We start from the raw sequence: 24,525 nt of genomic DNA, 5'->3' as shown, positions 1-24,525 counted from the left end.
GTGACCGTCACAACGCGGAGGTCCCGGGACGAGAACCCAAGGCGGCAAAACCCGACCGGGTTACGGATTTTGCACCCGACGCTGTGACTGACTTCACACTCCGGCGCTGAACCGACGAGTCAAGACCCGGCGGGCGCGGCGCAGCGACGCGTCAGCACCCAGGCATCCTCGCGGCCGCTGGGGAGCGGGTAATAGCGCGGACGGGTGCCGATATGCTCAAAACCCTCGGAGCGGTAGAGCTGCACCGCCGCCACATTGGATGGGCGCACCTCGAGGAACAACGCCTCTGCGTCCTGACTGCACACATAGTCAAACAGGCGACGGACCATGAAACGGCCAAGCCCGTTGCCCTGCCAGCGCGGGTCCACCGTAAGGTTGAGCAGGTGGGCCTCGCCGGCGGCCACCGTCAGCACACTATGCCCCACCTGGCGACCATCCACCGCCAGCACCCAGCAGTCGTAACCCACCCGCAGGCAGTCCTCGAAGATGCGGGCGGTCCAGGGGTACACATAGGCCTCGCGCTCCACGCGCATCACGCCTTCCACATCGGCCACCTGCATGCGGCGCAACTCGGGCTGGACGCGGGGTTCGGCACTCATGACGCAGGCTTCTCCAGCAGCAGTGAAGGAAAGGACGGGGCGAGGTGTCGTTGGTTCGGAACCCGGCGACTCGGCCAAGGTTCCCAATCCCTCAATCAGTGAGCGGTTCTGACAGACAGGTCCGGGCGCGCTGCAGGTCCTGCCAGGCACGGGCCTTGTCACCCGGCTTTCGCAGCAGGTAGGCCGGATGGTAGGTCACGATCAGAGGAACGCCCTGGTAGCGCTGCTCCGTGCCACGCAGCCGACCGAGAGGCTCGTCCGTCGCCAGCAAGGCGTGGGCCGCTACACGCCCCAGCGCCACAATGACCTCCGGCTGGATCAGTTCGATCTGGCGATCGAGAAACCCGCGGCAGGCCGCGGACTCCTGGGGTTTCGGGTCACGGTTTCCGGGCGGGCGGCACTTCAGCAGATTAGCGATGAAGACATCGCGGCTCCGGTCCAGGCCCAGCGCCAGCAGCATGTTGTCCAGCAGCTGCCCCGCACGACCCACGAAGGGCTCGCCACGGCGGTCCTCTTCCGCACCCGGGGCCTCGCCGACGAACAGCCAGCGCGCGCGCGGGTCGCCCACCCCGAACACGGTCTGCGTGCGTTCGCGGGCCAGCTCGACGCAGGCATGGCAGCCACGCACCCGCGCCTCCAGGGCCTCCCAGTCCAGGGTATCGACCGCGGCGCCCGGCGCCCCGGCATCCACGACCTCGGCGTGCTCGCCCGCCACAAGGGCGGATTCCGCCGGAAGCGCCGCGGCCTCGGTCTTGTCCTCCAGCGCGATGCGCGAGCGCCACACCGGAATGCCCATGTCCGCGAGGATGCGGCGCTGGCGCACCGACAGCAACACGCGGCTACTCCCCCGACGGCGCCCGGCGACGATGCCGGCGCCAGCGCTCCAGGGTCAGCAACGGTCCGGACAGGGCATAGATGACGAAGGCCGCCAGCAGGACCTTGGGCGGATCCAGGGCCAGCAGCATCAGCGCCAGCACCACCCCGACAATCGCCAGGAAAGGCACCCGGTGCTTGAAGTCCATGTCCTTGAAGCTGAAGTAGGTCAGGTTGCTGACCATTGCCGCCCCGGCGAGCACGGTGACCACCAGGATGCCCACCAGATAGGGGTCGGCCAGCTCCGCCGGGATGCCCCAGTCCTCCAGCACCCAGACCATGCCCACCAGGATCGCGGCGCTGGCGGGGCTTGGCAGCCCCTGGAAAAAACGCTTGTCGCTGACCGCGAGCCGGCTGTTGAAGCGCGCCAGCCGTAGCGCCGCGGCGGTGGCAAAGAAGAACGCCGCCACCCAGCCGAAGTTGCCGAGGTCGTGCAGTTGCCAGAGGTAGACCACCAGCGCCGGGGCCACACCGAAGGACACCAGATCCGACAGCGAGTCGTACTGCGCGCCGAACTCGCTCTGGGTATCGGTCATGCGCGCGACGCGGCCATCCAGGGTGTCCAGCACCATGGCCACGAAAATCGCGATGGCGGCGGTGATGTATTCGCCGTTGATCGCGGAGACGATGGCGAAGAACCCGGAGAACAGCACCCCGGTGGTGAACAGGTTGGGCAGCAGATACACCCCGCGCCGGCGCCGGCGATGGGGCGGCTGGTCGTCAGCGACGGTATCCTCGCCCTCGATGTAGTCCGGCTCGGGATCCGTCCGTCGGTCGCCTTCGTCCCCTGCACTCATTGCAGCACCTCCGCCGCGCTCTCGTCGTCCCCGGTCGCCTCGGATTCGGGTAACCCGCCGAGCAAGGCCGAACCCGCCAGGACCCGCTGCCCCGGCTCGACCATCACCTGCGCGCCGACCGGCAGCCAGACCTCGAAGGTACCACCAAAGCCGGCGAAGCCCATGCGCTTGCCGCGTCCCAGGCGGTTGCCAGGGACGTTGTTCTGCATGCGCACCATGCGGGGCCAGTGATCGACGCTGAGTGCCAGGGTCAGCCGGGTGCCCTCGTCGGTCTCCAGCGCATAGGCCAGACGCCCCTCCAACTGGGCATCCGGCGCCTCGTCGGTCTCCTTGCCGGGCCAGACCCGTTCGCGAATTTCGGCCTCCTGCGGGGCGTGCACGTTGTATTCGCCCAGGCGGCGCTGACGCAGGCGGATGCAGACCGCCGGCTTTTTCGTAAACGGATCCCGGGTCTCGGTAATCGACTCGATGGTGCCATCGGCCGGGGCGATCACGCCCAGGGCCGGTGCCGGGGCCTTGCGCCGCACGTTCCGGAACAGCCCCATCAGGGCCACGGTGAGGATCACCATGAACAGGCCCAGCTCCGCCTCCCCGACCAGCAGCGTAATCACCGTCATCCACGCGGCGATGATGACGAACAGACGGCCTTCGGGAGCTAGCGGAAACAGCATCGGGTGCTCGAGAGAGAGGACGCCCTGCGACAGACCGGAATGTCCATCGCAGGGCCTCGCATCAGTTGCGGGACTTGTCGACCAGCTGGTTGGCCGTGATCCACGGCATCATGGACCGCAGACGCTCGCCGACCTGCTCGATCTCGTGGGCGGCGTTCAGGCGTCGGTTGGCGGTCATCGACGGGTAGTTCATCGCGCCTTCCAGGATGAACTGCTTGGCGTACTCGCCGTTCTGGATGTTGCGCAGGGCCTCGCGCATGGCCCAGCGCGACTCTTCGTTGATCACCTTCGGGCCGGTCACGTACTCGCCATATTCGGCATTGTTGGAGATCGAGTAGTTCATGTTGGCGATGCCGCCCTCGTACATCAGGTCGACGATCAGCTTGAGCTCGTGCAGGCACTCGAAGTAGGCCATCTCCGGTGCATACCCCGCCTCGGTCAGGGTCTCGAAGCCCGCCTTGACCAGTTCCACGGCACCCCCACACAGCACGGCCTGCTCGCCGAACAGGTCGGTTTCGGTCTCGTCCTTGAAGCTGGTCTCGATGATGCCAGTACGCCCGCCGCCGATCGCCGAGGCGTAGGACATCGCGATATCGCGCGCCTTGCCGGAGGCGTCCTGCTGGATGGCGATCAGATCGGGGATGCCGCCGCCACGCACGAACTCGGAACGCACGGTGTGGCCCGGGGCCTTGGGCGCGATCATGATCACGTCCAGGTCCTTGCGCGGCTCGATCTGGTTGTAGTGGATCGCGAAGCCGTGGGCGAAGGCCAGGGTCGCGCCCTGCTTCAGGTTCGGCTCCAGCACATCGCGGTACAGCGCGGCCTGGTACTCGTCCGGGGCCAGCACCATGATTAGGTCGGCGCCGGCGGTCGCGACATCGACATCGGCCACCGTCAGGCCGGCCTCTTCGGCCTTGGCGCGCGAGCTGGAGCCTTCGCGCAGGCCGACGGTCACGTCCACGCCGGAGTCCTTCAGGTTGTTCGCATGGGCGTGGCCCTGCGAACCGTAGCCGATGATGGCCACCTTCATGCCCTTGATGATGGAGAGATCGGCGTCTTTGTCGTAGTAAAGATTCATCGCAATTTCCTTGATATCAGCCCCCAGCGGGGCCCATGGCAAACAAACGGGCCCCGCCCCCGCAACGGGGGCCGGGCCCGGGGATTCAGATTTGCAGGGCGACGTCGCCCCGGGCGATGCCCATCACGCCGGAGCGCACGACCTCCAGGACAGTAAACGCGTCGAGGGCCACGAGGAAGGCGTCCAGCTTGGAGCCCTCGCCGGTGATCTCGATCACGTAGCTGTCATGGGCCACGTCGATGATCCGGCCGCGGAAGATATCCGCCAGGCGCTTGACCTCCTCGCGCTCGGCGGCCTCCGGCACACGCACCTTGACCAGCGCCATCTCGCGCTCGATGTGCGGATAGGCGGTCATGTCCAGCAGCTTGATCACGTCGATCAGCTTGTTCAGCTGCTTGGTGATCTGCTCGACGATCTCGTCGGAACCGCTGGTGACGATGGTCATGCGCGACAGCGACGGGTCGTCGGTCGGCGCGACAGTCAGTGATTCGATGTTGTAACCCCGTGCGGAGAACAGCCCGGCCACCCGCGAGAGGGCACCGGATTCGTTTTCCAGCAGGACACTAATGATATGACGCATACGGCTCTTCCCTGTACCCGGCTCAGACCAGGATCATTTCGTTCTGGCCGGCACCGGCCGGGATCATCGGATACACGTTCTCGGACTGGTCGGTAATGAAGTCCATGAACACCAGGCGGTCCTTCTGCGCCAGGGCCTCCTTGATCGCGCCCTCGACGTCGCCCGGCTGGGTGATCTGGATACCGACGTGGCCATAGGCCTCGGCCAGCTTCACGAAGTCCGGCAGCGCATCCATGTAGGACATGGCGTAGCGGCCCTGATAGAAGAACTCCTGCCACTGCCGGACCATGCCCAGGTAGCGGTTGTTCAGGTTCAGGATCTTCAGCGGCAGCTGGTACTGGAAGCAGGTCGACAGCTCCTGGATACACATCTGGATGCTGGCCTCGCCGGTAATGCAGCCCACCGTCGCCTCCGGATGCGCGAACTGCACGCCCATCGCAAACGGCAGACCCACGCCCATCGTGCCCAGGCCACCAGAGTTGATCCAGCGATTGGGCTTGTCGAAGCGATAGAACTGCGCCGCCCACATCTGGTGCTGGCCGACATCGGAGGTCACGTAGGCATCGCCCTCGGTCAGCTCCCAGAACTTCTGCACCACGTACTGCGGCTTGATCAGCCCGGAGGTCTGGTCGTACTTCAGGCAGTCCTGCGCCTGCCATTCCGCGATCTGTTTCCACCAGGTGGCCAGGGCCTCGGCGTCCGGCTTGCTGCCGGCCTCGTTCAGGCCCTTGATCAGTTCGCGCAGCACCGGCTCCACCTCGCCGACGATCGGCACATCCACCTTCACGTTCTTGGAGATGGAGGACGGATCGACGTCCACATGCACGATCTTCGCATGCGGACAGAACTTCTCGATGTTGCCGGTCACGCGGTCATCGAAGCGCGCGCCAATGGCGATCAGCACATCCGCGTGGTGCATGGCCATGTTGGCCTCGTAGGTGCCGTGCATGCCCAGCATGCCCAGGAACTGCTTGTCCGACGCCGGATAGCCACCCAGCCCCATCAGGGTGTTGGTGATCGGATAGCCAAGCTGGCGGGTGAACTCGGTCAGGGCCTCGGAGCCACGCCCCAGGATCACGCCGCCGCCGGTGTAGATCATCGGCTGCTTGGCCGACAGGATTAGGTCCACCGCCTTGCGGATCTGGCCGGTATGCCCCTTCGTGGTCGGGTTGTAGGAGCGCATGTGGATGCTCTCCGGGTACTCGAACACGCAGGTATCGGCCGTCACGTCCTTCGGGATATCGACCACCACCGGGCCGGGGCGCCCGGTGGTCGCCACGTAGAAGGCCTTCTTGATCGTGGTCGCCAAGTCCTTCACGTCCTTGACCAGGAAGTTGTGCTTCACGCAGGGACGCGTGATCCCCACGGTATCCACTTCCTGGAAGGCGTCGTTGCCGATCATGCTGGTCGGCACCTGGCCGGTGAACACCACCAGCGGAACCGAATCCATGTAGGCATCGGCAATCCCGGTAATCGCGTTGGTCGCGCCGGGGCCCGAGGTGACCAGGGCCACGCCCGGCTTGTAGGAGGACTTGGCATAGCCCTCGGCCGCGTGCACCGCACCCTGCTCGTGGCGCACCAGCACGTGGGAGACCTTGTCCTGCCGGTACAGCGCATCATAGATGTGCAGTACCGCACCACCGGGATACCCGAATACGACTTCGACGCCCTCGGCCTGGAGGCTGCGACAGAAGATTTCGGCGCCGGTGATGGCGGTGGCGGAGCTTGCGGACTCGGACATGGTGGTCGACTTCCTTACCGGGGGCTTGTGCACGATCGTCGGGTGATCACGCACCACAAATCAAAATAGCCCACCATCCTAATATGAAATCGCCCCCATTTCACGCCATAAAGCGGATGGGCACGCGGCAGACGTCGCGAGGAGCCAGCGATGTAGCCACCTGCAAACGGGGCTGGCTGACCCCGCCGGCCTGCCGGTCCCGCGAGATTGCCACGGCCCCTGGCGGGGCCTCGCAATGACGGGGTTGCGAGCACCGTCATCGCGAGGAGCGCAGCGACGTGGCGATCTTTTTGGGCGGCCCCGACGTCAAACCGAGCGGGCGCGGCAAGGTCAGCTGTGCTCGCCCCCGGCCTGCGCGGTGGGCAGCTCGGCGAAATGCTCGCGGGCCCGCGCCACCAGCTGCGGTGGCAGGCCGTTCTTCTCGGCGATGGTCAACCCGAAGGAGACCCCCGGCTCGCCGATCAGCAACCGATAGGTGGGCGAGAGGGTCTCCGCGTCGAACTGCATCGAGGCATTCACGATGCCCGCATGCTGCGCCGCGTAGTCCTTCAGCGGTGCCAGGTGGGTATTCACGATCCCGCGCGTACCGCGGGCGCGCAGCTCGTCCAGCATCGCCATGGCGAGGGCTGCACCTTCGTCGGGGTCGGTACCGGTACCCAGCTCGTCCAGCAGGATCAGGCTTTCGGAGCCAGCATGGTCGAGGATCCGCTTGAGCACCTCCACATGCCCGGCGAAGGTCGACAGATGGTGGAACAGGCTCTGGTGGTCACCGACATCGACCATGACCCGATCAAAACGGCCGATGCGGCAGTCCTGCTCGGCCGGGATATGCAGCCCGCACCAGGCCATGGTGACCAGCAGGCCCAGGGTCTTCAGCGCGACCGTCTTGCCGCCGGTGTTCGGCCCGGTAATCAGCAACAGCGGCTGTTCGCCATCCAGCCGGATCGACAGGGGAACCGGCTGCGGGCCGTTCCCCTCGGCGAACTGCAACAGCAGCAGCGGGTGGTAGGCCTCGATCAGCTCCACGCCGGCCTCGGGCTCCAGCCTCGGGGCGTGGGCATTCATCTGCGCCGAAAGCTGTGCGGCGGCCGAGGCCAGATCAATCCAGGTCAGCGCGGTCAGCATCAGGTCCAACGGCTCGCCATGCTGGCGCACCCCATCGGTCAGCTCGCGCAACAGACGCTGCTGTTCGGTGTTGATCTGACTGTTGACCGTATCGAGCTGGTTGTTCAACGGGACCGCCTCGATCGGCTCCACGATCTGGTCGCGCCCACCCATCGCGGTGCCCCGACGCACACCCTTGACCGCCCCGGCCGCGTCGCCGCGCAGCACCATGACTGCGCGCTCCTGGTGCCACTGCACCTTCAGCGCATCCTCGCCCTTCTGCGCAAGATCGGAGTCCGCCAGGCGCTTTTTCACCACCGCCTCGACCTCGTCACGCAGCCGCCCGCGCTGCCCGAAGGCCTCGACCAGCTCGGCGCTGGCGTCTTCGCGCAGCGAGCCGCCGGGGTTCAGGCAGGCAGCCAGGCGCTGTTCCAGCGCCTCGGGTGGGTACAGCTTGTTCAGATCCGCCGGATAGATCTCCGGGGTGTCGGCCAACTGATCCGCCAGTTCACGAGCCTGGCGCATGATGACCTGGAGATTGTGCAGGGCCTGTACCGGCAAGGCCGAACCGGGGTTGGCCGCCTGGCGCAGCGCGGCACGCACATCCGGCAGCTGGCCCAGCCGGGGCAGCGTGCCGGCATCCAGACGCTGGCGTGCGACGGTCACCGCCTTTTGCAGCGCCCGCGCCGCATCCAGATTCGGCGCCGGTTCCAGCCCGCGCGCGGCGTCGGCGCCATAGGGCGTGGCAGTCAGGCGCTCCAGCAGACGCTGGATCGCGGGGAATTCGAGGGCCTTCAGATCAACCTGCATGGCATACCCTTGTACATGAAATCTCTGCCGGAACCTTGTGGGAACCGGCTTTCCGGCGAAGCCCCTGCCCGCATCCGGCTTTGGCAGGGGCTTCGCGTGCAAGCACGCTCCTACAAGGAAGGGCGAGGATCCTGGTTACTCCTCGGCCTTCTTGAACATGCCGAGATAGGCCTTCTTGTCCATCATCGGCTCGCGCATCACCGCCAGCATGTCGTCCAGGTGTTCCGGCGTGCTCATGCCGACCAGCGAGGTGCCCAGACCCGGCGTGGAGCGGTTGAACTGCAACGCGCGCTGCGCCGGGTTGGGCAGGCTCGCCAGTTGCTGCTCGACCACCTCCACCGACTGTTTCGCCAGATGCCCCTTCAGCATGGAATGCGAGGCGATCATGTACACCTCCAGCTGGTGCGCGGCCTGCAGCGGGCTGGCCACATTGCCCTGCCCGGTCGCGGTGTTGAAGCGGGTAAAGCCTTCCAGCATCACCTGGTTGAACGGCAGCATGGCGATCTTGAAGTGGTGCCGCGCATGGTCGTCGCCGGTCACCGTCTGCGCGGCGCGTTCGGCCAGGCCCTGCATGGAGGTGAGCGACTGGAACACCGCCGCGTCGGTCTCCTCGCGGAAGCCCTCGAAGGTGGAGATGCCGTAGGTGCGGATCTTCTTTTCGAGTACCGCCCGCTCCAGCATCTCGAACACGGGCTCCAGCTTGCGGTTGGTCGGCTCCTTGCCGATCTCGTGGATGTGCACCTCGGGCTGGTCGATCAGGAACGCGTCCAGCGTCTCCACCCCCATCAGCGAGCGTGACAGCTCCATCTGGTAGTGGAGGTATTCCGGCGTCAGCAGATGCGCGCCCTTGGCCAGATCATCCTTCGTGCCCATGCCCTGGGCCTCGATCTCGCGCTGGAACCAGGCCTCCATGTCCTCCGGAGGCCCACCGCGCAGGGTCAGGAAGCCGCCCTTGGAGATCAGGAACATCGCCTCGCGCGGAACCCCGGCCTCCAGCGCGGTACGCACGCCAGCCCCCACCGCGGCCAGCGACCGGCCGTAGCGGTAGTGCGCGCCGGTATCGACCACGTTGACGCCCTCGGCCAGGCCACGCGCAACGATCGCGGAGATCTGCGCGTCGACCTCGGCGGTGGCTGCCCCGCCGAAGGTGCCGATCCCGAGGCTCGACAGGCGCATCTTCGCGCGCGAGAACTCGCTGTAATGCCCCTCGGCGGCCTTGCCCTCGGACACGAACTGCTCTGCGTAACGACGCGTCGCCTTGGCATTGGCGTATCCGGGTATCAGTTTCTGCACGGGCTGCATGCGTCTCCTCGATTGGTCGCGGGTCCCTGGTGACGGACTCAGGGAAGCCCCGAACCCTCACCCACCCGATGAGGGGGAGAATCGTACGTCAGCGGACGGGATTTGCGAAAACCCGCAACGCGAGCGGGCCACTACCGGCGGCATTGTACGGCCGCACAAACAGCCGCGCCCTGGCATGTGCCAGGGCGCGGGGCAGAGGCCGACCCGAGCCGGAAGCCAGGGGGCGGCAGAGGAAAGCAGCGGAGGCTACAGGCCCGGGGCCGAATGCCGATAGCGGCGGAAGGCCCCCAGCATCACGAGCCCAAGCCCGATCAACCAGACCGGCCCAGGGAGCGGAACCTCGGTCGTGGTGGCGAACCGACCGCTGAGATAAAGCTCCTCGAAGCCATTGTTCAGGTCGTCCATAAAGAAATCGATCCCGAACAGATAGCCTTCGCCGGAGAACAGGCCGAGATCCATGGTCGGGGCAAACACGATGTAGTCCAGCTTGCCGCTTCCCTTGTTGGCATCGGCCTCGTACACCTCGCCCGAATCGCCAATCACCTCGACCTCGCCGGGCGAGAGAACCGGGCCGCCATTGCCGTCGTCAAAGATCCAGCGAGCCACGCGTTCCCCGGTGACGGGGTCGTAGATAAAGACCTCGGCCTGGACCCACAGATCGGGGGCTGAGCCTGTCTGGTTGTGATCGAAGATGAACGTGGGGATTGTGGCCCCCGGGTTAATCGCATCCAGGTACGCCAGGAGGTTGTCCACCAGCACAGGCCCGTTGGCCTGGGTGCCCAGCCCCCAGTCACCAGTGAAGTCGGTCGTACCGCCACCCGGCAAGGGCATGGGGTCCTCGAAATTGTAGCTGCCGCCGGGCCCGATACCCTGGTTATCCGCGCCACCAGCACCCGTGCCCACAATCAGATCCAGCGTGCCGGTGCCCTGCCCGGTAAACTGGTCATTGGACAGGAAACCCCACTGGTTCAGCAACGAGCCGGAGTAAGAATAGAAATCGTTGTACTGAATGGCGACCGGGATCCCGTCATAGGTCTCGTCGACGTCCGGAAGCTCGATAATGGCCGCGTTCGCCACCGAGCCTGCGAGCATTACGCCCGCTAGCACCACCACCTGTTTACTCCACCACTTGCGCATCACACTCACCTCCGGCTCCCGGCCTGTTGACCGCTCAGGGCGCCTTTCGCCCTCTCGAGCAACTACGAAGCAAGACACGCGCCAAAGCCGCTAAAGACCTGTTTGATCGCGAGTTTTTCGCAAACCCGATTCGCCGCGAAGGACCTCGTGTAAACCATTCCGACATTTTTCGGGAAACCGGCCCGAAACCCCGTCGGAAAGCTTTACACCCGATGGGCGCCCCAGGAGACGCGGAGCCACAATCCAGGCTCGGTATCGTCTGTGCCCGCAGTCACGGGCCGGTGATGGGTCAGCGTCTCTTCACTACCCGCGCAACAGCGGGTGTGTATGGAAAAGCCGCTCCAGGCGGTCCTCGAGTTCGGGGCGCACGGGGCCGGAACGGTCGGCGTCCAGGCGGGAGACGAACAGGTTCGCGTACCACGCCTCTTCCTCGTCCATGTCCCAGTCGACCTCGCGCAGCAAGGCCTGGCCGGCCGCGGGGATCGCGGCGGGGAGGTCGCGACCGGTCAGCAGGGCCCAGACGCCGGTCCAGCAGCGGGCGAGCGCGAGGGGGTGATAGCCGCCACCGCCGAGGACCAGCAGCTTCGGCGTGCCATCGGCGTGGCGCGGGCTGGTTTCGATCACGTCGTCGATACAGGCAAGGAAGCACTGGGTGGAGATCCCGAACTTGCCGAGCGGATCCGGCAGCAGGGCATCGGTGCCCGCCTGGACGACGATCACGTCCGGCTGCCAGCGATCACGTACCGCGTCCCAGACCCGGGTGAAGGCAGCGCGGAACTCCGTGTCGTTGGTCTCCTTCGGCAGTGGCACATTCACCGCATTGCCGAGCGGGCCCGTGTCCTCGATGCGCCCGCCCTGGAAGGGGTAGCCGTATTCGGTGTCCATGTGCAGGGAGACGGTGAGGACATCCGGGTCGTCGGTGAACGCGGCCTCGACGCCATCACCGTGGTGGGCGTCGATGTCGAGATAGAGCACCCGCTGGCCGGCCTGGCGCAGGCGCAGGATCGCGAGCGCGGGGTCGTTGAAGTAGCAGAACCCGCGCGCCTGGTCGGGAGCGGCGTGGTGCATGCCGCCAGCCGGATTAAAGGCCATCTGCCCGCCCAGCACGACCTCGGCGCCCTGGATGGAGCCGAAGGTGGCAGTGGCCGGGGTGGCGAAGAAGCCGGCGAAGAACGGGTTTTCGAAGTTGCCGATGTTGTGGCGGTCGCGGTAGCGCTGGAAGACCTTACCCAGCGCCTCGGCGCGCTGCATCGCGGATACGTACTCGCGGGTGTGGAACCATTCGAGCTCGGCCGGCTGCGCACGGCGCGTGACGGCCATCTCCCCGGGGGTGATCGCGTCATAGGCCTCGATCAGGTCAATGGTCAGCGAGACACGCGGGATACCGAGGGGATGGTTGTCGCCGTAGCTGTGCCCGCGATAGCGCGGCGCATGCAGCAGGGTCGCGTGGCGCCGGGCCGGCGCGCGCTCCGACCCCGGGGCTGTGGCGGCCGGAGCGATGGCTTCGGGGGTGGCATTCACTGGCGCAGCCTCAGGTAGATCTCGGGCAGACGGCGCGGCAGCTCGTCCACGTGGTCGATGATGGTGTAGTGCCCGGGCCCGAAGATGGCCGGCAGGTACTCGGACCCGGACGGGTCCAGGGTGATGCAGAAGGGGTGAATACCGGCATCCACCGCCTCCTTCATCGCCATGCGGGTGTCTTCGTGCAGATAGCGCTGGTCACCGCCATCGTCGTAGTCGGCCGGGCGCCCATCGGTGAGGATCAGCAACAGGCGGCGCTGGCTAGAGTTGCGCTTGAACGCCTCCAGCGAGTGACGGATGCCCGCCCCCATGCGCGAGGCCAGGCGCCCGGACACCCCGGCGATGCGGGCGCGCACGGTGTCGTTCAAGTCCTCGTTGAAATCCTTCAACCAGTAGTAGTTGACCTGGTCACGCTGCTTGGAGGCAAAGCCGGCGAGCGCGTAGGGATCGCCGACCTTCTCGATCGCCTCGGCGAACAGCATCATCCCCTCGCGGATGCGGTCGACGATCTTGCCCTGCCCACTCGGGTGGCGCGCCATGATGGAGGTGGACATGTCCGCCAGCATCAGCACCGAGGTGTCGCGGTGCTGCACCGCGCGGCGGCGGTAGATGAAGGCCTTGGGCGAGAGCCCGGCCTTCTTGTCGGCGATGTAGTCGATCACCGCTTCGGTATCCAGCTCGTCGCCGTCCAGCTGCTTGCGCTGCGGCGCCAGGCGCATCGGGCGCTGCATCTCCAGACCGCGGGTCAGACGCTTCAGGGTGTCGGCGTTCTCCGACAGGATGGTCGCCGCCAGCTCCGGGTTCTCGTCGTCCAGCACACGCTCGTAGAGGTTCACCCAGTCGGAGATGTAGCGTTGTTCGCGGTAGTCCCACTCGGGATACGGGATGCCGTCCTTCCGTGGCGTATAGGGTACGCCGCGCTTGGCCACCTGGGCCGGCTGCGGTATGCCGGTGCCGATGCGCCCGCCGGTGCCGGAGGTCTCCTGCTGCGGGGTCTGGATATCCGCGTCCGGGTCCTTCTGCGCCTGTTCCGGGGCCTGCTGGGGTTGTTCTTCCTGTTTCTGGTGCTCGAGCTTGTGCTCGTCGTGGGCCTCGTGATCGCGGAAGTCGGCCAGACTGCCGTCGCGCTTGCGCTGCGGGTAGACCGGCAGCGACTGGTTCAGCGACAGCCCCGGCAGATAGGCCTCGGCACGCTCCTCGATCGTGATCTCCGGGAAGGTATCGTCGGCGAACAGTTCCTCACCCACGGCCCACGCAGTGACGATATCGGCGTCCGGCTCCAGCATGCGCGCCAGGCGCGGGTCCTGGGGTTCGCCGCGCAGCAGGGCCTCGTGGGCACGCAGGGCGAAATCGTAGTAGATACCGGCGGCGCCCTCCGGACGCTCGTGGGCGCGGGCGAGTTCCACCAGGCGCGACAGGAAGTTCGGGATGCGCGGGGCCAGGCGCGCGTTCACGCGCAAATCCTCGGCCAGGTCAAACAGCACCTGGAAGCTGAACATGCGCGCCTCGAAAGGCGCGAACAACGGGCGCCAGGTGATGCGCGACTTGTCGTCCAGCGGCGGATGTTCGGCGCCGGCGCGCTCGAACAGACGCTCGACGTCGGACTGCGCGTAGGTATCAAAGGCGAGATGCGCGGCCGCGTGCTGGGTGGCGACGATCGCCTCCTCGCGCGAATCCATCACCGCCGGCATGAACAGGCGACGCCCGTCGGTCTCGAGCATCGGGCGGCCCTCGCCCGGCTTCCAGCTGGAATCGGCCAGCGGGATATCGGCATCCAGCCAGGCCATCAACACCAGGCGCAGGAAGCGCCCGTTCATGCGTGGACGGAAGCCCGGCAGCGCCTCCAGCAGAAGCTTCAGACTCTCGTCGCTCTCCAGGCGGAAATAGGCCTCGCCGCGCGAGCGCCCGGCCTTCAGCAAGTCCGCCCCGCGCCGCGCCCAGGAAAGCAGCCCCGCGTCACCGACCAGGTTGCGCGCGATCGGGGCACCCTCGAGGTAGGCGTCCAGGGTCAGGCCACGCTCGTCGAACAGCTTTTCGGCCGGCTCGATCAGGGCGCGCAGGCCCTCGATGCCGCGTCCGCCCGAGAGCTTGTCGAATGGGGCCTCGAAATAGGCACGGGCATCCGGCAGGCTGCGTGCGCACCAGCGCAGGCCGATCTCGGCCCACTCGCGCTCGCCGGCCTCGCCCCACTCCGCGTACACCCGGTCGGCCTGCGCCATGAAGCCTTCCAGGGCGTAATTGGAGTTCACCCACTCCTGAAAGCGCGCAGCCTGCTCCAGCCACAGCTCCACCGTCTGCATGTGCTCGGCAAGCCGGGCCGAATGGCGCATGAAGCTCTTGCCGGCCTCGCGGTCATGGAAGAACAGGTCGCGTGCGGTCTCGATCCAGCGCCGCGCGATGGTCGCCCCGAACGGACGGATCGCCGGCAGGGCCTCCTTCGTATCGCGGTGCGCGACGAAGCTGATGTCCTCCAGGTGCTGGAGGATCTCCTCGATCTCGACGAGTTCTTCCGCCTCCGGTTTCGCGCCGCCTTGAGTCGCGGGGTCACTCACGCGGCTTCGGACTCGGGGAAGTGGGCGTCGAAGATCTCTTCCAGCGCCTGGATCAGCTCGGGGTCATCGGTGATCGGGGCAATCATCGCGGCGCGGCAGGCGACACGCGGGCTCAAGCCCGCCTGCATCAGTTCGCCGGCGTAGGCCAGCGCACGGGTGGAGGTGGCCTCTTCCAGACCGTGGTCCTTCAGCGCGCGCGCCTTGCGCCCGGCGGCGACCAGCTTCTCCACGCGATCGGCGTCCAGCCCACCGGATTCCTTGGCCACGATCTCGCGCTCGACGTCCTCCTCCGGGTAGTCGAAGTGGATACCGACGAAGCGCTGCTTGGTCGAGGGCTTCAGGTCCTTCAGTACGGTCTGATAGCCCGGGTTGTAGGAGATCACCAGCATGAAGTCTTCGTGCGCATCGATGATCTGCGACTTCTTGTCCAGCGGGAGCTGGCGGCGGTGGTCAGTCAGCGGGTGGATCACCACGGTGGTGTCGGTGCGCGCCTCGACGATTTCGTCGAGGTAGCAGATCGCACCCTCCTTGACAGAGCGCGTCAGCGGGCCGTCCTGCCAGACGGTTTCCTCGCCCTCCAGCAGGAAGCGGCCGACCAGGTCGGAGCTGGTCAGGTCCTCGTGGCAGGACACCGTCACCAGCGGCTGGCCCAGGACGTGGGCGATGTGCTCCAGGAAGCGGGTCTTGCCGCAACCGGTCGGCCCCTTGAGCATCACCGGCAGGCGCTTCGAGTAGGCCGCCTTGAAGATCTCGATCTCGTCGCGCTGGGGCTTGTAGAACGGGGCGTCGCCCGCGTCCCCCGGTTTCTCGATGACGTCGCGTTCCACACCGCGGATGCGGTTGATCAGGTTCTTCATGGGATCTCCGATGTCGACCGCGCGGTCGGGACTGACCGCGGGGCCGGGACTGGTGTATGCGCGGGGGCGGCGTTACCCTGCTGCGCGTTGGGCGGGCCGCCAATCGTGTTCCCGCAGGCTTTGTTGTATCATTCTCTGTTTCTATTCTATCGAACCTGCGCACTTGCATGAACCAAACGCCCCACGGCTGCGGGGTTGGTCTTGCGGATGCGCCCGTCACTCGGATTCAGCGCTTCAATAGAGGACCCGGTATGAAACTTGTCAAGCTCGTCAAGCTGAACAACCTGCAGTACAACCCGAACCGCGACCCGAACTTCTACCGTCGTCCGGTCAACGAGGAATTCCGGCTGCAGGCCGTGCTGAACGGCTCCGGCAGCGCCCAGTGCTCGTTCTCCGTAGAAGGCGAGACCCTGTGCGAGGGCAGCGTGTCCCTGCCGGGCACCTTCGACTGCAAGTTCAGCTACGACACCGCCGGCACCCGCATTGGCGACCTGGTGATCGAGGGCAATGGCGAGACCTTCCACGAGAAGGTCCGCATCGACGTGCTGGAACACGCCTGGATCGGCTGATCCAGTCCGGCTAGCGCGGCCCCGCTCCATCGGGGACGGCAACAGCGAAAGGCCCCGCGGCAACCTGCCCGGGGCCTTTCGCGTTTCGGGTCCAGCCACAACCGTCCCTTGCCATCTCCTGCCACACGCCCCTCGTCATCCCCGGCCGCATGCCCCTCGTTATCCCCGGCCGCATACCCCCTCGTCATCCCCGCCGCATATCCCCTCGTCATCCCTGCCGCAGCGAAGCGGAGAGCCGGGATCTCCCGGGCGAGCCCCCGGACGTCCGGGTGATCTCCAGCAGTGGCGATCCCGGATAACCGCTGCGCGGTTTCCGGGATGCCGAGGGAGGGGCGTCTTCATGGTGACCGGAGAATGCCGACAAGGTGTTCCGATCGACCCGTCGCCCGCCCCCGAATCGGACTTCCGCGTGCGGTTCATGTCCTCCGTGGTGCAATCGCCTTGGCCCTTCTTCGTATCTTCGTGCGCTTCGTGGTTAACAATGGAGTCGGGGCCCAGACGAAGAAAGCCCCGCCGGAGCGGGGCTTTCGGGCATGGCCATGGCCTGCGGTGATCAGTCGATCACGCCGGTCACCCAGTACTGCACGTACTTCGGGTTGTCCTCGATAAAGCGATCCACGGCCTCCGCGTAGGAGTTTTCCTGGGCGTAAAACATCGCGTCTTCCAGGACCTCGAGATCCAGGTGCATACGCGAGATCATCATCGCCACGTCGTGGTACTCCTCGGCGAAGCCTTCACGCGCCAGGGCATGGATCCGTTCGAAGCTGCCCAGGGCCCCTTCCGGGTCTTCGAGGTAACGCAGATCATGGGCGCCGAATTTCCAGTGCGGGCTCCAGCCGGTCACCACGATCCACTCGTCACGACGGATGGCGCGTTCCAGCGCAGAGGTCATGCCCGCCCCGGAGGAGATCTGCAGGTTGTAGCCATCCAGGCCGTAGGTCTCCATGGCCTCTTCCGACAGCCGCGTCAGGCCAGCGCCCGGGTCGATCCCGGTGATGCGGCCATTCAGCTTGTCCCGCACGGAGTCCTTCTTCAGGTCCTCGATGGAACCGAGCTCGTCCTCGGGGATATAGTCCGGCACCACCCAGCCAAGGCGGGCGTTTCCGTACAGCGGCCCAAGATTCACCACGTCCTGCCCCACGCGTTCCATGTAGTCGGCGTGGGTCCCTGGCAGCCAGGCCATCAGCATCATGTCGATGTCGCCGGAGGCCAGGCCCTGGTATTGCGGGGCGATATCGGTCTGAATCAGATCGACCGAGTAGCCCATCTCGTCCTCGATGACGCGTTCCGCCAGCCGGGTCACGAACTCGGCGTCGGACCACGCGGTCCAGCCAATCTGGATATCGTCAGCCTGGACCGTGGAGAGCCCCATGGAGGCGGCCAGCACGCCGCCCAGCAGGGTTGAAGTCAGTGTCTTGTTCATCGTGCTACTCCTTCCTTCGAGTGAAACGGATAGCGCGACGCGAGGGCCGGTCAACTGCTCGCCTTGCGCCGCAGTCCTACGCTCTGAGTGATCCGGTCGAGCAGGATGGCGAGGATCACGACCCCCAGGCCGCCCTCGAACCCCAGCCCGACATCGAGCCGCTGGATACCGGTGAGCACGGTGTTGCCAAGCCCGCCGGCACCGATCATCGACGCGATCACCACCATGGAGAGCGCCAGCATGATGGTCTGGTTGATGCCCGCCATGATCGACGGCATCGCCAGAGGCAACTGAATCTTGGTCAGGAGTTGGCGCCGATTGCAACCGAAGGCCAGCCCGGCCTCGATCTGCTCGCGATTCACCTGCCGGATGCCGAGATTGGTCAGACGCACCACCGGCGGCATGCAGAACACCACCGTGGCGATCGCGCCGGGCACCGTGCCCAGCCCGAAGAAGATTGCGGCGGGGATCAGGTAGACGAAGGGCGGCATGGTCTGCATCAGATCCAGCACCGGACGGATGGAGGCCTCGAGCCAGTCGCTGCGCGCCATCGCGACCCCGACCGGCATACCGATCGCCAGCGCCACGGCGGTGGCCGCCAGCACCAGCGACAACGTCTTGATGGTGGGCTCCCACAGGTCCATCCCGAGGATCAGGCCCAGCGCCACGATGGCGAAGATGCCGAAGCGCCAGCTGACCCGCCACCAGCTAAGCCCCACCAGCACCAGCACCAGCAGCCAGGCGGGGATCGCGAGCAAGGCCCCCTCGAAGGAATTGGTCAGCAGCCCCAGGAACCAGGCAATACCGTCCAGCGCCGGCTCCAGGTTATCGAGGATCCAGTCGACTCCGCTCTCGATCCAGTCGCCCACCGGGATATTGATGCGCCCCTCCATGTCAGTAATCTCCGTTCGCGGCGGCCGCGTTGCGGCTGCGGTCCAGGGCCTCGACCAGGCGCTGCAGGGTTACCAGGCCGCGGAACCGGCCCTCGCCATCCACCACCGGGATGGATACCGGGCTCTGCGCAGCACGCCGCGGCAGGTCGGCCAGCGCCGTATCCTCGGGGACCGGCTCCACCTCCACCGCGACCTCGCTGGCGGCGCGATCCAGGGTAAGCTCGCCCAGACGCTTGGCCTGGACGACGGACTGGAAGCGCCCGCCGGCATCGACGATCACGGCCTCGTTACCCGGCACGTGGGCAATGCGGTTGCGCGCCTCACCGGCCGTGGTATCGGCATCCAGTACCGGGATGTTCTCGCTGTCCATGATGTCGCAGGCCTGGAATACCTGGGTGATGTCCACGCCGTGGAAGAACGAGCGCACGTATTCGTTGGCCGGGTGCGTGATGATTTCCTTCGGCGTACCGACCTGCACCACCTCGCCCCCCTGCATGATGGCGATGCGATCCCCGATCCGGATCGCCTCGTCGAGATCGTGGGAGATGAACACGACCGTACGTCGGTGCTCGCGCTGCAGGTCCAGCAGACGGTCCTGCATCTCGGTGCGGATCAACGGATCCAGCGCCGAGAAGGCCTCGTCCATCAGCATGATCGAGGGGTCAGTGGCCAGCGCACGGGCCAGGCCCACGCGCTGCTGCATGCCGCCGGAAAGTTCATCCGGATAGCTGCGGGCATGGGCCTTGAGACCCACCTGGTCCAGCGCCTCCTGGGCGCGTTCACGGCGCCGGGTGCGGCCGACCCCGGCGATCTCCAGACCCAGCGCGGCGTTGTCGATCACGGTCTTGTGCGGCATCAGGGCGAAAGACTGGAACACCATCGCCAGATCCTCGCTGCGCAACCGGATCAGATCGCGCTGGCTCATACGCGTGACGTCACGCCCACGGACCTCCACGGTGCCGGCAGTGGGCTCGATCAGGCGGTTGAGCAGACGCACCAGGGTGGACTTGCCCGACCCGGACAGCCCCATCACCACGAAGATCTCGCCCTCGGCGATATCGAGGTTGCAGTCCTTCACACCCACCGTGTTGCCGGTGCGCTCGAAGATGGTGTCCTTGTCCAGGCCGTCCTCGATCAGGCGCAGGCCTTCCTGCGGGTTCGGCCCAAAGACCTTGTACAGCTCGCGCACCCGGATGATGGGTTCCATGCCACGATCTCCCTGTAACGCTGCGTCCGACCGTCAGGCCGGACCGGGGCCCGTTACCAGTCGTACTGGCGAATGAACTCGGGAAGCTTGTCGATCATTTCGTCGCGCCCGAAGAAACGATCGGCGCGGGCCAGGCGCATCTCGTCCTGGATGTCCTGATCCCCGCCGAAGCAGAATACCGGAAGATTGATCTGGTATTCCATGCGCAGCATCCGGATCACGTCCAGCGGGTCGAAGGCCTCGATCTCGTCCAGATCCAGCAGCAGGAAGCGATACAGCAGGATCTCGTTCCACGGACCGAGCTCATCCAGGTCGGTCACCCGGTGCAACTGCCAGCCCTGCGGCAGTTGGGCCTGCATGCGCTCGGTCAAGCCGGCATCCTGCGTCATCAGGATGACGCGTTTCTCCAGGCGGCGTTCGATCGTCGGTTCGGACATACGGCATCTCCGGCGTTCGTGGGTAACGAAATGGGCGGGTCAGGCCGCCGCGATTCCGCGATAGAGCCCGTCGATGCGGGCACTGATCTCGTCGACCATGCGGGCGTCGAGCTGGCCGTTCAGGCGCGAGCGCACGCGCAGGCGCTCCGGGGACTCGCCAATCAGGTGCTCCTCGAGGATGGCGGTGGTCGCCGGGTCCTCGCACCAGACCCGTGCGATGTGCGAGCCCTCGACGTGCAGACGCAGGCGCCCACAGGCCCCGCGGGTCTCGAACACGTGGTTGTCGCGGTTCACGCGGATCCCGTCGCGCACCGCAGGCGACCCCTGCCCGTCGGCCAGATCCTCGAGCTCCTCGCGCCCGGCCGCCAGCCACTGTTCGATGGTGTCTCTGTCCGGCTCGATCACCCGCACCGGCACGCCGAAACGGCGCTCCAGGACCGCGCGCAGGGCGGCCTCGACCTGCGCGGGCTCGGGCGGCTCCGGGCACTGACGGGCGCAATCCGTCATGCCAGTCTCCAGCGCCGGGCGCAGCCAGTCGCGGTAGCCCTCGCTAGGGGCATGGACACAGGCGAGAAAACGCTCGACCGGGAAGTGTCGCAGGAAGCTGGCCCCGAACACGCAGCCCTCGTCGAGCGTGGCCGCGCCGGTGCCCATGATCTTGCGCCCCTGGACCCAGACATCCTGACCCCGCGCCTCCACGCCCTCCAGCCCAAGCTCGCGCAGGACATCCATCGCAATGCCCAAGCCCATCGCGAACAAGTGGCGATGCCCCCGAGCGAGGACATGACGCGGCTGGATCAGGAAGAAACAGGCCTGATCGGCATCCACCCAGACCGAGCCACCGCCCAGCGGGCGCCGCACGACCGGGACGCCCTGCTCCGCACAGGCCGCAAGGTCCAGATCGGACGCGGCATCCTGGCTGGCGCCGACCGAAATATGTGGCTCGCGGGCGTGCGTCCAGAGTACGCGCGGGGGGGCGTCCGGCGAGGTCATGCTCGCCAGCCCCGCATACAGCGCGTGGAGTTCCTCGGCGGAGCGAGCCCCGGCGTCGATCCACTCCGGGGTCACCGTCGATGCGACCAAGTGTCAGCCCTCGGTCTTGTCCTGGCCGGCAGCGGGATCGTCCGCCTTGTCCTCCTGGCCGGGCTGGTAGAAGTAACGGAAATAGAAGTCACTGCGCGAGAGATCCTCGTACAGCTTGGCACGCTCCTCGACCCCACTGCGCATGATCTCGACCATGGCCATGGCCTGCTCGCCATCGATGATATGGATGCCGCCGGACAGCTCCTGATCGGTGTCGAGAAAGTGCGCGGCCAGCTCTTCCGGCTCCTGGATGTAGACCAGGAAGGACTTGCACTCGGCATCCTCCAGATCCAGCGGCTGCATCACGATCTTGCCGAGCCAGGCCAGGCGCGCGACCTGGTTGAACTGATGGATATCGAGCTTCTTGCCCTTCTTGTACTTGTTGAGTTCGTTGCGGATCTCGCCAATATTGGCGATCTTCATCGATTTCATGGATGTGCATCCTGCCGCGAGTGTTGCGGGAGCATAAAACAACTGCGTGCCCGGGCCGTAAAAAAACCCCGGCAGACCGGGGTTCTTGAGTGGGGTACGCGGGAATTCCGCCACCCCTTGCGCCATTCCATGGCGCGAACGGATTATAGCGGGGTTACCACTCGAATCCGCTATCTTCCCGCTCCTGGTGGCCGGCGACCGCCTTCAGGGTCTCCTCCAGCGCGCCGGGCGAGCTGCGCAGACGCATGAAGCTGTTGTCCCCCAGCATCCGCAGATCCGGGAAATGCAGCGCCTTGCGGAAGCGCATGTGCAGCGCCTCCACCTCGCCCCCGCGGACCATGATCTCCAGCGGCACGGTCGCGGTATGGCGGAACTCGCCCACATCCACGATGCCGAGCTGGTGCAGGTCGGCCGAGTCCTGGTCGGCCCCGTCGGCCTCGCGCACGGCCACGCCGATCACGGTGACGTCCTGCCCCGGGATGTCCACCCGGTAGACCTCGCTGACCCCGGCGACCCGGGATGCGAGATTGCCATCCAGCTCGCTCAGCGCCGCCCGCCGGGAGCCATGACTCGCCAGCTCGTACGGGGCATCAAAGCGCTCCATGCCAAAGGTATAGCGATAGCGGCTGAGATCACGTTCGCTCAGCCCGTCCTCGGAACCGTACTCGCGTTCGGCACCCAGAGTGCTGGACAGGCGGGTGGCGACACCCGTCACTGGACGATCCAGGCGATAGGCGTGACGGAAGTACTCCAGGTTGTTGTAGCTCACCTGCAGCTCGCCATCGACCGCGGTTACGGCCACGCGGATCGGGGCGATATAGCCACCCCGCTCCTCCGAGCCGGCGACGGACAGCAGGTCATCGTGGGTGACCACGACCACGTGTCGGTCATTGCTGACGGGGTATTCGCCCAGAAACCGGAAATCGGCCCCCTCCAGGCGTTCCCGCACACTGGCAGCCTCGCCGGAGACATCGGTCCCCGATTCGGTGTAGGCCAGTACAAACGGGCGATAGGTATCGGCCGCCACGGTCTGGCTCGCCGCGAACAGCGCAACCGCCGCGACCATGCCGACCGCACGGACGCTCCCGCGCAAGGCGTGGATTGCTCGCATGGCATCCTCCTTTGAATTCACTAATAGGTTCGAGCGGAATGCTCGACAGGAAGAAGGGCCCGGAACGCACCCCCCGGTGCGTCACGAACTTCAGAATCACCCGCCGTCCCTGGCGGATCCGGCCTTCCCCTCAAGGCCGGCGCGCCCCTCCCGGGCGCGCAATACCAAAGCCCACGGCGGTCAGGCGACCGCCCCGGACCTCCCGATCAGAACCGGTACGCGTACCCGATCTCGAGCTCGTACTGACGCATCTCGATCTCGATGTCCTGACCATCCAGCGGGTTGGTGCCACTTACGCTCTTCTTCGGCGCATACATCGCCGCGAAGCTCAGCTCATGCTGATCCCCGAAGCCCTTGGTGAAACCGGCGGTGAAATGATCTTCCATCACCGCGGGAGCAAGGATATTGAACAGCACCTCCGAAGATCGCACCGGGTTCTGACCACGGTTGTAGCCCACGCGCCAAGTCCAGTCGTTCGCCGTCTCAAACTGAGCACCAACCTTGAAGATGTTGATGTCACGCCAGCCAAAGCCCGCGCCATTCGGACCGCCCAGGCGACCGCTGCCATCAGGCAGGAACAGGTTCTCGAACCGGTTGCTGACCGCGTCTACATCCGAATAGTTGATCCGCTGGTAATCCGCAACGACAGTGACTGAAGGCGTCACGTCAACGGCAATACCGACCCCCCAAGTTGAGGGAACATCGAAGCTACCGCCATCCGCAAAGAGGCCACTGTAGTCATCGAAATCCCCGTTACGAACCTTGGAACGGTAGTTTGCTCCTATATTCACCCCATCGGCCACCTCGGCCTGGAAGCCAATCTGAGCACCATAACCCCAAGTCGAATCGGTGCGATCTCCGCTGATGTTTGAACCATCAACACTGAAGTCTGGATCCCCAAAGGCATCGATCCCTTTGGCGCTAAATCGCTGGTAGCTGATGATCGGGCTGAAACCCACGCTAACGCGTCCGTCAGCGAACTTTTGAGCGTATGTGGGAATAATCGCCATCTGCTCGAGATTCACCCCCGTGGCGCCCCCACAGAACGTACCCGTACCGGTGCCAACAGTCTCTCCTGTACCTGGATCAACACACATTGGATTGTTGAACGCTGGGTAATCCGTATTCAGGCCCCCATTACCAAGGAGGGTGACACCCCAAGAACGAGACTCATCGATCTGTTGCACAAAGCCGACCGACGGGATGAAGAAATTCTTGCTACCACTGTCAACCTTCCCGGGTGCAACAGGGAAAGAGTCCATCCCGAGCTGCATCTGAGGCTGTCCAGCTTCATAGGACCGCTCGGGACGGAAGTAGGCAAGTGAACCGTCGATGCGCGTTTCCATGCCGGCGATGCCGGCGGGATTGATACCGGGCGCATAGGAGTCCTGGGAGATCGCCATGCCGACGCCCCCCATGCCCTTGGCCTTGGTGCCGTAGCCGTGGGCGAAGTAGCCGTTGGTGGCGTGCGCGACGCCGGCGGAGCCCATGGCCAGGCCGACCGCGATCGTCACCAGGCTGCGGCGAATGAAGCGTGCTTCCATCTTTTATCTCCTTTGGTGGTCTTCTTGTTGTGTTGTGCGAACACCCCGGTTCCGCGCGGCCCCCTTGTATCGCCGCCGGTCCGGTCTTGGTGGTGTTCCCACGGCCCGCGCCACGGTGACCGACTGTGGCGCGAGTTTTTCGGCAGGTGTGTTCAAGGGCACTCGGGCGAATGGCCTTGATAACCCTGCTCGAAACCTGAATAT

At 65.8% G+C, this 24,525-nt stretch carries 22 protein-coding genes; 1 reads left to right on the top strand and 21 read right to left on the bottom strand.

Annotated features, from left to right (window positions below):
- Positions 1-119: 119 nt before the first annotated feature.
- From rimI to B0684_RS06830, 13 genes are all read right to left on the bottom strand, one after another.
- Entirely contained in the window at positions 120-599 is a 480-nt protein-coding gene (rimI, locus tag B0684_RS06890; RefSeq protein ID WP_018168436.1) for a ribosomal protein S18-alanine N-acetyltransferase, read from the bottom strand.
- A gap of 91 nt (positions 600-690) precedes the next feature.
- A complete protein-coding gene (locus tag B0684_RS06885) occupies positions 691-1,434 on the bottom strand; it encodes a uracil-DNA glycosylase (RefSeq protein WP_018168435.1) in 744 nt (247 codons plus the stop codon).
- A gap of 4 nt (positions 1,435-1,438) precedes the next feature.
- Positions 1,439-2,269 (bottom strand): CDP-diacylglycerol--serine O-phosphatidyltransferase, encoded by an 831-nt coding sequence (gene pssA, locus B0684_RS06880; protein ID WP_018176075.1) that lies wholly within the window; start codon positions 2,267-2,269, stop codon positions 1,439-1,441.
- The gene (locus B0684_RS06875) at positions 2,266-2,940 is read right to left on the bottom strand and encodes a phosphatidylserine decarboxylase (protein ID WP_018168433.1); all 675 of its coding nucleotides are present in this window, start codon (positions 2,938-2,940) and stop codon (positions 2,266-2,268) included. The genes pssA and B0684_RS06875 overlap by 4 nt, the downstream gene beginning before the upstream one ends.
- Positions 2,941-3,001: 61 nt before the next feature.
- The gene (gene ilvC / locus B0684_RS06870) at positions 3,002-4,018 is read right to left on the bottom strand and encodes a ketol-acid reductoisomerase (RefSeq protein ID WP_018176076.1); all 1,017 of its coding nucleotides are present in this window, start codon (positions 4,016-4,018) and stop codon (positions 3,002-3,004) included.
- A gap of 85 nt (positions 4,019-4,103) precedes the next feature.
- Entirely contained in the window at positions 4,104-4,598 is a 495-nt protein-coding gene (ilvN, locus tag B0684_RS06865; protein WP_018143980.1) for an acetolactate synthase small subunit, read from the bottom strand.
- A gap of 22 nt (positions 4,599-4,620) precedes the next feature.
- Complete coding sequence (gene ilvB, locus B0684_RS06860) at positions 4,621-6,339, bottom strand: biosynthetic-type acetolactate synthase large subunit (RefSeq protein ID WP_018168431.1); 1,719 nt, start codon at positions 6,337-6,339, stop codon at positions 4,621-4,623.
- 330 nt (positions 6,340-6,669) lie between these two features.
- Positions 6,670-8,253: an endonuclease MutS2 gene (locus tag B0684_RS06855; protein WP_018176077.1), complete on the bottom strand. Its 1,584-nt coding sequence runs from the start codon at positions 8,251-8,253 to the stop codon at positions 6,670-6,672.
- A gap of 135 nt (positions 8,254-8,388) precedes the next feature.
- The gene (locus B0684_RS06850; RefSeq protein WP_018176078.1) at positions 8,389-9,555 is read right to left on the bottom strand and encodes an aldo/keto reductase; all 1,167 of its coding nucleotides are present in this window, start codon (positions 9,553-9,555) and stop codon (positions 8,389-8,391) included.
- Positions 9,556-9,801: 246 nt separating this feature from the next.
- The gene (locus B0684_RS06845) at positions 9,802-10,692 is read right to left on the bottom strand and encodes a PEP-CTERM domain protein (RefSeq protein ID WP_018168428.1); all 891 of its coding nucleotides are present in this window, start codon (positions 10,690-10,692) and stop codon (positions 9,802-9,804) included.
- 303 nt (positions 10,693-10,995) lie between these two features.
- Positions 10,996-12,213, bottom strand: coding sequence for an acetoin utilization protein AcuC (locus B0684_RS06840; protein ID WP_018176080.1), 1,218 nt, complete (start codon positions 12,211-12,213; stop codon positions 10,996-10,998).
- Positions 12,210-14,765, bottom strand: coding sequence for a nitric oxide reductase activation protein NorD (locus B0684_RS06835; protein WP_018649749.1), 2,556 nt, complete (start codon positions 14,763-14,765; stop codon positions 12,210-12,212). Before B0684_RS06835 ends, B0684_RS06840 begins: the two co-directional genes overlap by 4 nt.
- On the bottom strand, positions 14,762-15,622 hold the full coding sequence (locus B0684_RS06830; protein WP_018168425.1) for a CbbQ/NirQ/NorQ/GpvN family protein: 861 nt from the start codon (positions 15,620-15,622) through the stop codon (positions 14,762-14,764). The genes B0684_RS06835 and B0684_RS06830 overlap by 4 nt, the downstream gene beginning before the upstream one ends.
- 251 nt (positions 15,623-15,873) lie before the next feature.
- On the opposite strand from B0684_RS06830, the gene B0684_RS06825 reads away from it, so the two are divergent.
- Complete coding sequence (locus tag B0684_RS06825; protein WP_018143988.1) at positions 15,874-16,191, top strand: hypothetical protein; 318 nt, start codon at positions 15,874-15,876, stop codon at positions 16,189-16,191.
- 553 nt (positions 16,192-16,744) lie between these two features.
- On the opposite strand, the gene B0684_RS06815 is transcribed toward B0684_RS06825, so the two are convergent.
- The 8 genes from B0684_RS06815 to B0684_RS06780 form a co-directional block, all read right to left on the bottom strand.
- A complete protein-coding gene (locus B0684_RS06815) occupies positions 16,745-17,614 on the bottom strand; it encodes a glycine betaine ABC transporter substrate-binding protein (protein WP_018649748.1) in 870 nt (289 codons plus the stop codon).
- 50 nt (positions 17,615-17,664) lie between these two features.
- Positions 17,665-18,507 carry an ABC transporter permease gene (locus B0684_RS06810; protein ID WP_018143990.1) on the bottom strand — a complete coding sequence of 281 codons (843 nt, stop codon included), beginning with the start codon at positions 18,505-18,507 and terminating at the stop codon, positions 17,665-17,667.
- 1 nt (position 18,508) lies between these two features.
- Positions 18,509-19,714, bottom strand: a complete 1,206-nt coding sequence (proV, locus tag B0684_RS06805; RefSeq protein ID WP_018176083.1) for a glycine betaine/L-proline ABC transporter ATP-binding protein ProV — start codon at positions 19,712-19,714, stop codon at positions 18,509-18,511.
- 53 nt (positions 19,715-19,767) lie between these two features.
- A complete protein-coding gene (locus B0684_RS06800; RefSeq protein ID WP_018143992.1) occupies positions 19,768-20,151 on the bottom strand; it encodes a hypothetical protein in 384 nt (127 codons plus the stop codon).
- Positions 20,152-20,190: 39 nt separating this feature from the next.
- Positions 20,191-21,234 (bottom strand): lipoate--protein ligase family protein, encoded by a 1,044-nt coding sequence (locus B0684_RS06795; RefSeq protein ID WP_018649747.1) that lies wholly within the window; start codon positions 21,232-21,234, stop codon positions 20,191-20,193.
- 3 nt (positions 21,235-21,237) lie between these two features.
- On the bottom strand, positions 21,238-21,666 hold the full coding sequence (locus B0684_RS06790; protein WP_018143994.1) for a hypothetical protein: 429 nt from the start codon (positions 21,664-21,666) through the stop codon (positions 21,238-21,240).
- A 154-nt stretch (positions 21,667-21,820) separates the two neighbouring features.
- Positions 21,821-22,777, bottom strand: a complete 957-nt coding sequence (locus B0684_RS06785; RefSeq protein WP_018649746.1) for a hypothetical protein — start codon at positions 22,775-22,777, stop codon at positions 21,821-21,823.
- A gap of 206 nt (positions 22,778-22,983) precedes the next feature.
- Positions 22,984-24,321, bottom strand: a complete 1,338-nt coding sequence (locus B0684_RS06780; protein ID WP_018649745.1) for an OmpP1/FadL family transporter — start codon at positions 24,319-24,321, stop codon at positions 22,984-22,986.
- Positions 24,322-24,525: the final 204 nt, after the last annotated feature.

Source organism: Thioalkalivibrio versutus (genome assembly GCF_001999325.1).
Classification (GTDB): domain Bacteria; phylum Pseudomonadota; class Gammaproteobacteria; order Ectothiorhodospirales; family Ectothiorhodospiraceae; genus Thioalkalivibrio; species Thioalkalivibrio versutus.
Note: the sequence above shows the minus strand (reverse complement) of the source record. Positions and strands in the feature narration are given on the sequence as shown.

Bases quoted from the DNA above. Each gene is read 5' to 3' on its own strand.
- rimI (WP_018168436.1), bottom strand. From the start codon at position 599: ATGAGTGCCGAACCCCGCGTCCAGCCCGAGTTGCGCCGCATGCAGGTG.
- pssA (WP_018176075.1), bottom strand. From the start codon at position 2,269: ATGAGTGCAGGGGACGAAGGCGACCGACGGACGGATCCCGAGCCGGAC.
- B0684_RS06875 (WP_018168433.1), bottom strand. From the start codon at position 2,940: ATGCTGTTTCCGCTAGCTCCCGAAGGCCGTCTGTTCGTCATCATCGCC.
- ilvC (WP_018176076.1), bottom strand. From the start codon at position 4,018: ATGAATCTTTACTACGACAAAGACGCCGATCTCTCCATCATCAAGGGC.
- ilvN (WP_018143980.1), bottom strand. From the start codon at position 4,598: ATGCGTCATATCATTAGTGTCCTGCTGGAAAACGAATCCGGTGCCCTC.
- ilvB (WP_018168431.1), bottom strand. From the start codon at position 6,339: ATGTCCGAGTCCGCAAGCTCCGCCACCGCCATCACCGGCGCCGAAATC.
- B0684_RS06855 (WP_018176077.1), bottom strand. From the start codon at position 8,253: ATGCAGGTTGATCTGAAGGCCCTCGAATTCCCCGCGATCCAGCGTCTG.
- B0684_RS06850 (WP_018176078.1), bottom strand. From the start codon at position 9,555: ATGCAGCCCGTGCAGAAACTGATACCCGGATACGCCAATGCCAAGGCG.
- B0684_RS06845 (WP_018168428.1), bottom strand. From the start codon at position 10,692: ATGCGCAAGTGGTGGAGTAAACAGGTGGTGGTGCTAGCGGGCGTAATG.
- B0684_RS06830 (WP_018168425.1), bottom strand. From the start codon at position 15,622: ATGAAGAACCTGATCAACCGCATCCGCGGTGTGGAACGCGACGTCATC.
- B0684_RS06825 (WP_018143988.1), top strand. From the start codon at position 15,874: ATGAAACTTGTCAAGCTCGTCAAGCTGAACAACCTGCAGTACAACCCG.
- B0684_RS06815 (WP_018649748.1), bottom strand. From the start codon at position 17,614: ATGAACAAGACACTGACTTCAACCCTGCTGGGCGGCGTGCTGGCCGCC.
- B0684_RS06810 (WP_018143990.1), bottom strand. From the start codon at position 18,507: ATGGAGGGGCGCATCAATATCCCGGTGGGCGACTGGATCGAGAGCGGA.
- proV (WP_018176083.1), bottom strand. From the start codon at position 19,714: ATGGAACCCATCATCCGGGTGCGCGAGCTGTACAAGGTCTTTGGGCCG.
- B0684_RS06800 (WP_018143992.1), bottom strand. From the start codon at position 20,151: ATGTCCGAACCGACGATCGAACGCCGCCTGGAGAAACGCGTCATCCTG.
- B0684_RS06790 (WP_018143994.1), bottom strand. From the start codon at position 21,666: ATGAAATCGATGAAGATCGCCAATATTGGCGAGATCCGCAACGAACTC.
- B0684_RS06785 (WP_018649746.1), bottom strand. From the start codon at position 22,777: ATGCGAGCAATCCACGCCTTGCGCGGGAGCGTCCGTGCGGTCGGCATG.
- B0684_RS06780 (WP_018649745.1), bottom strand. From the start codon at position 24,321: ATGGAAGCACGCTTCATTCGCCGCAGCCTGGTGACGATCGCGGTCGGC.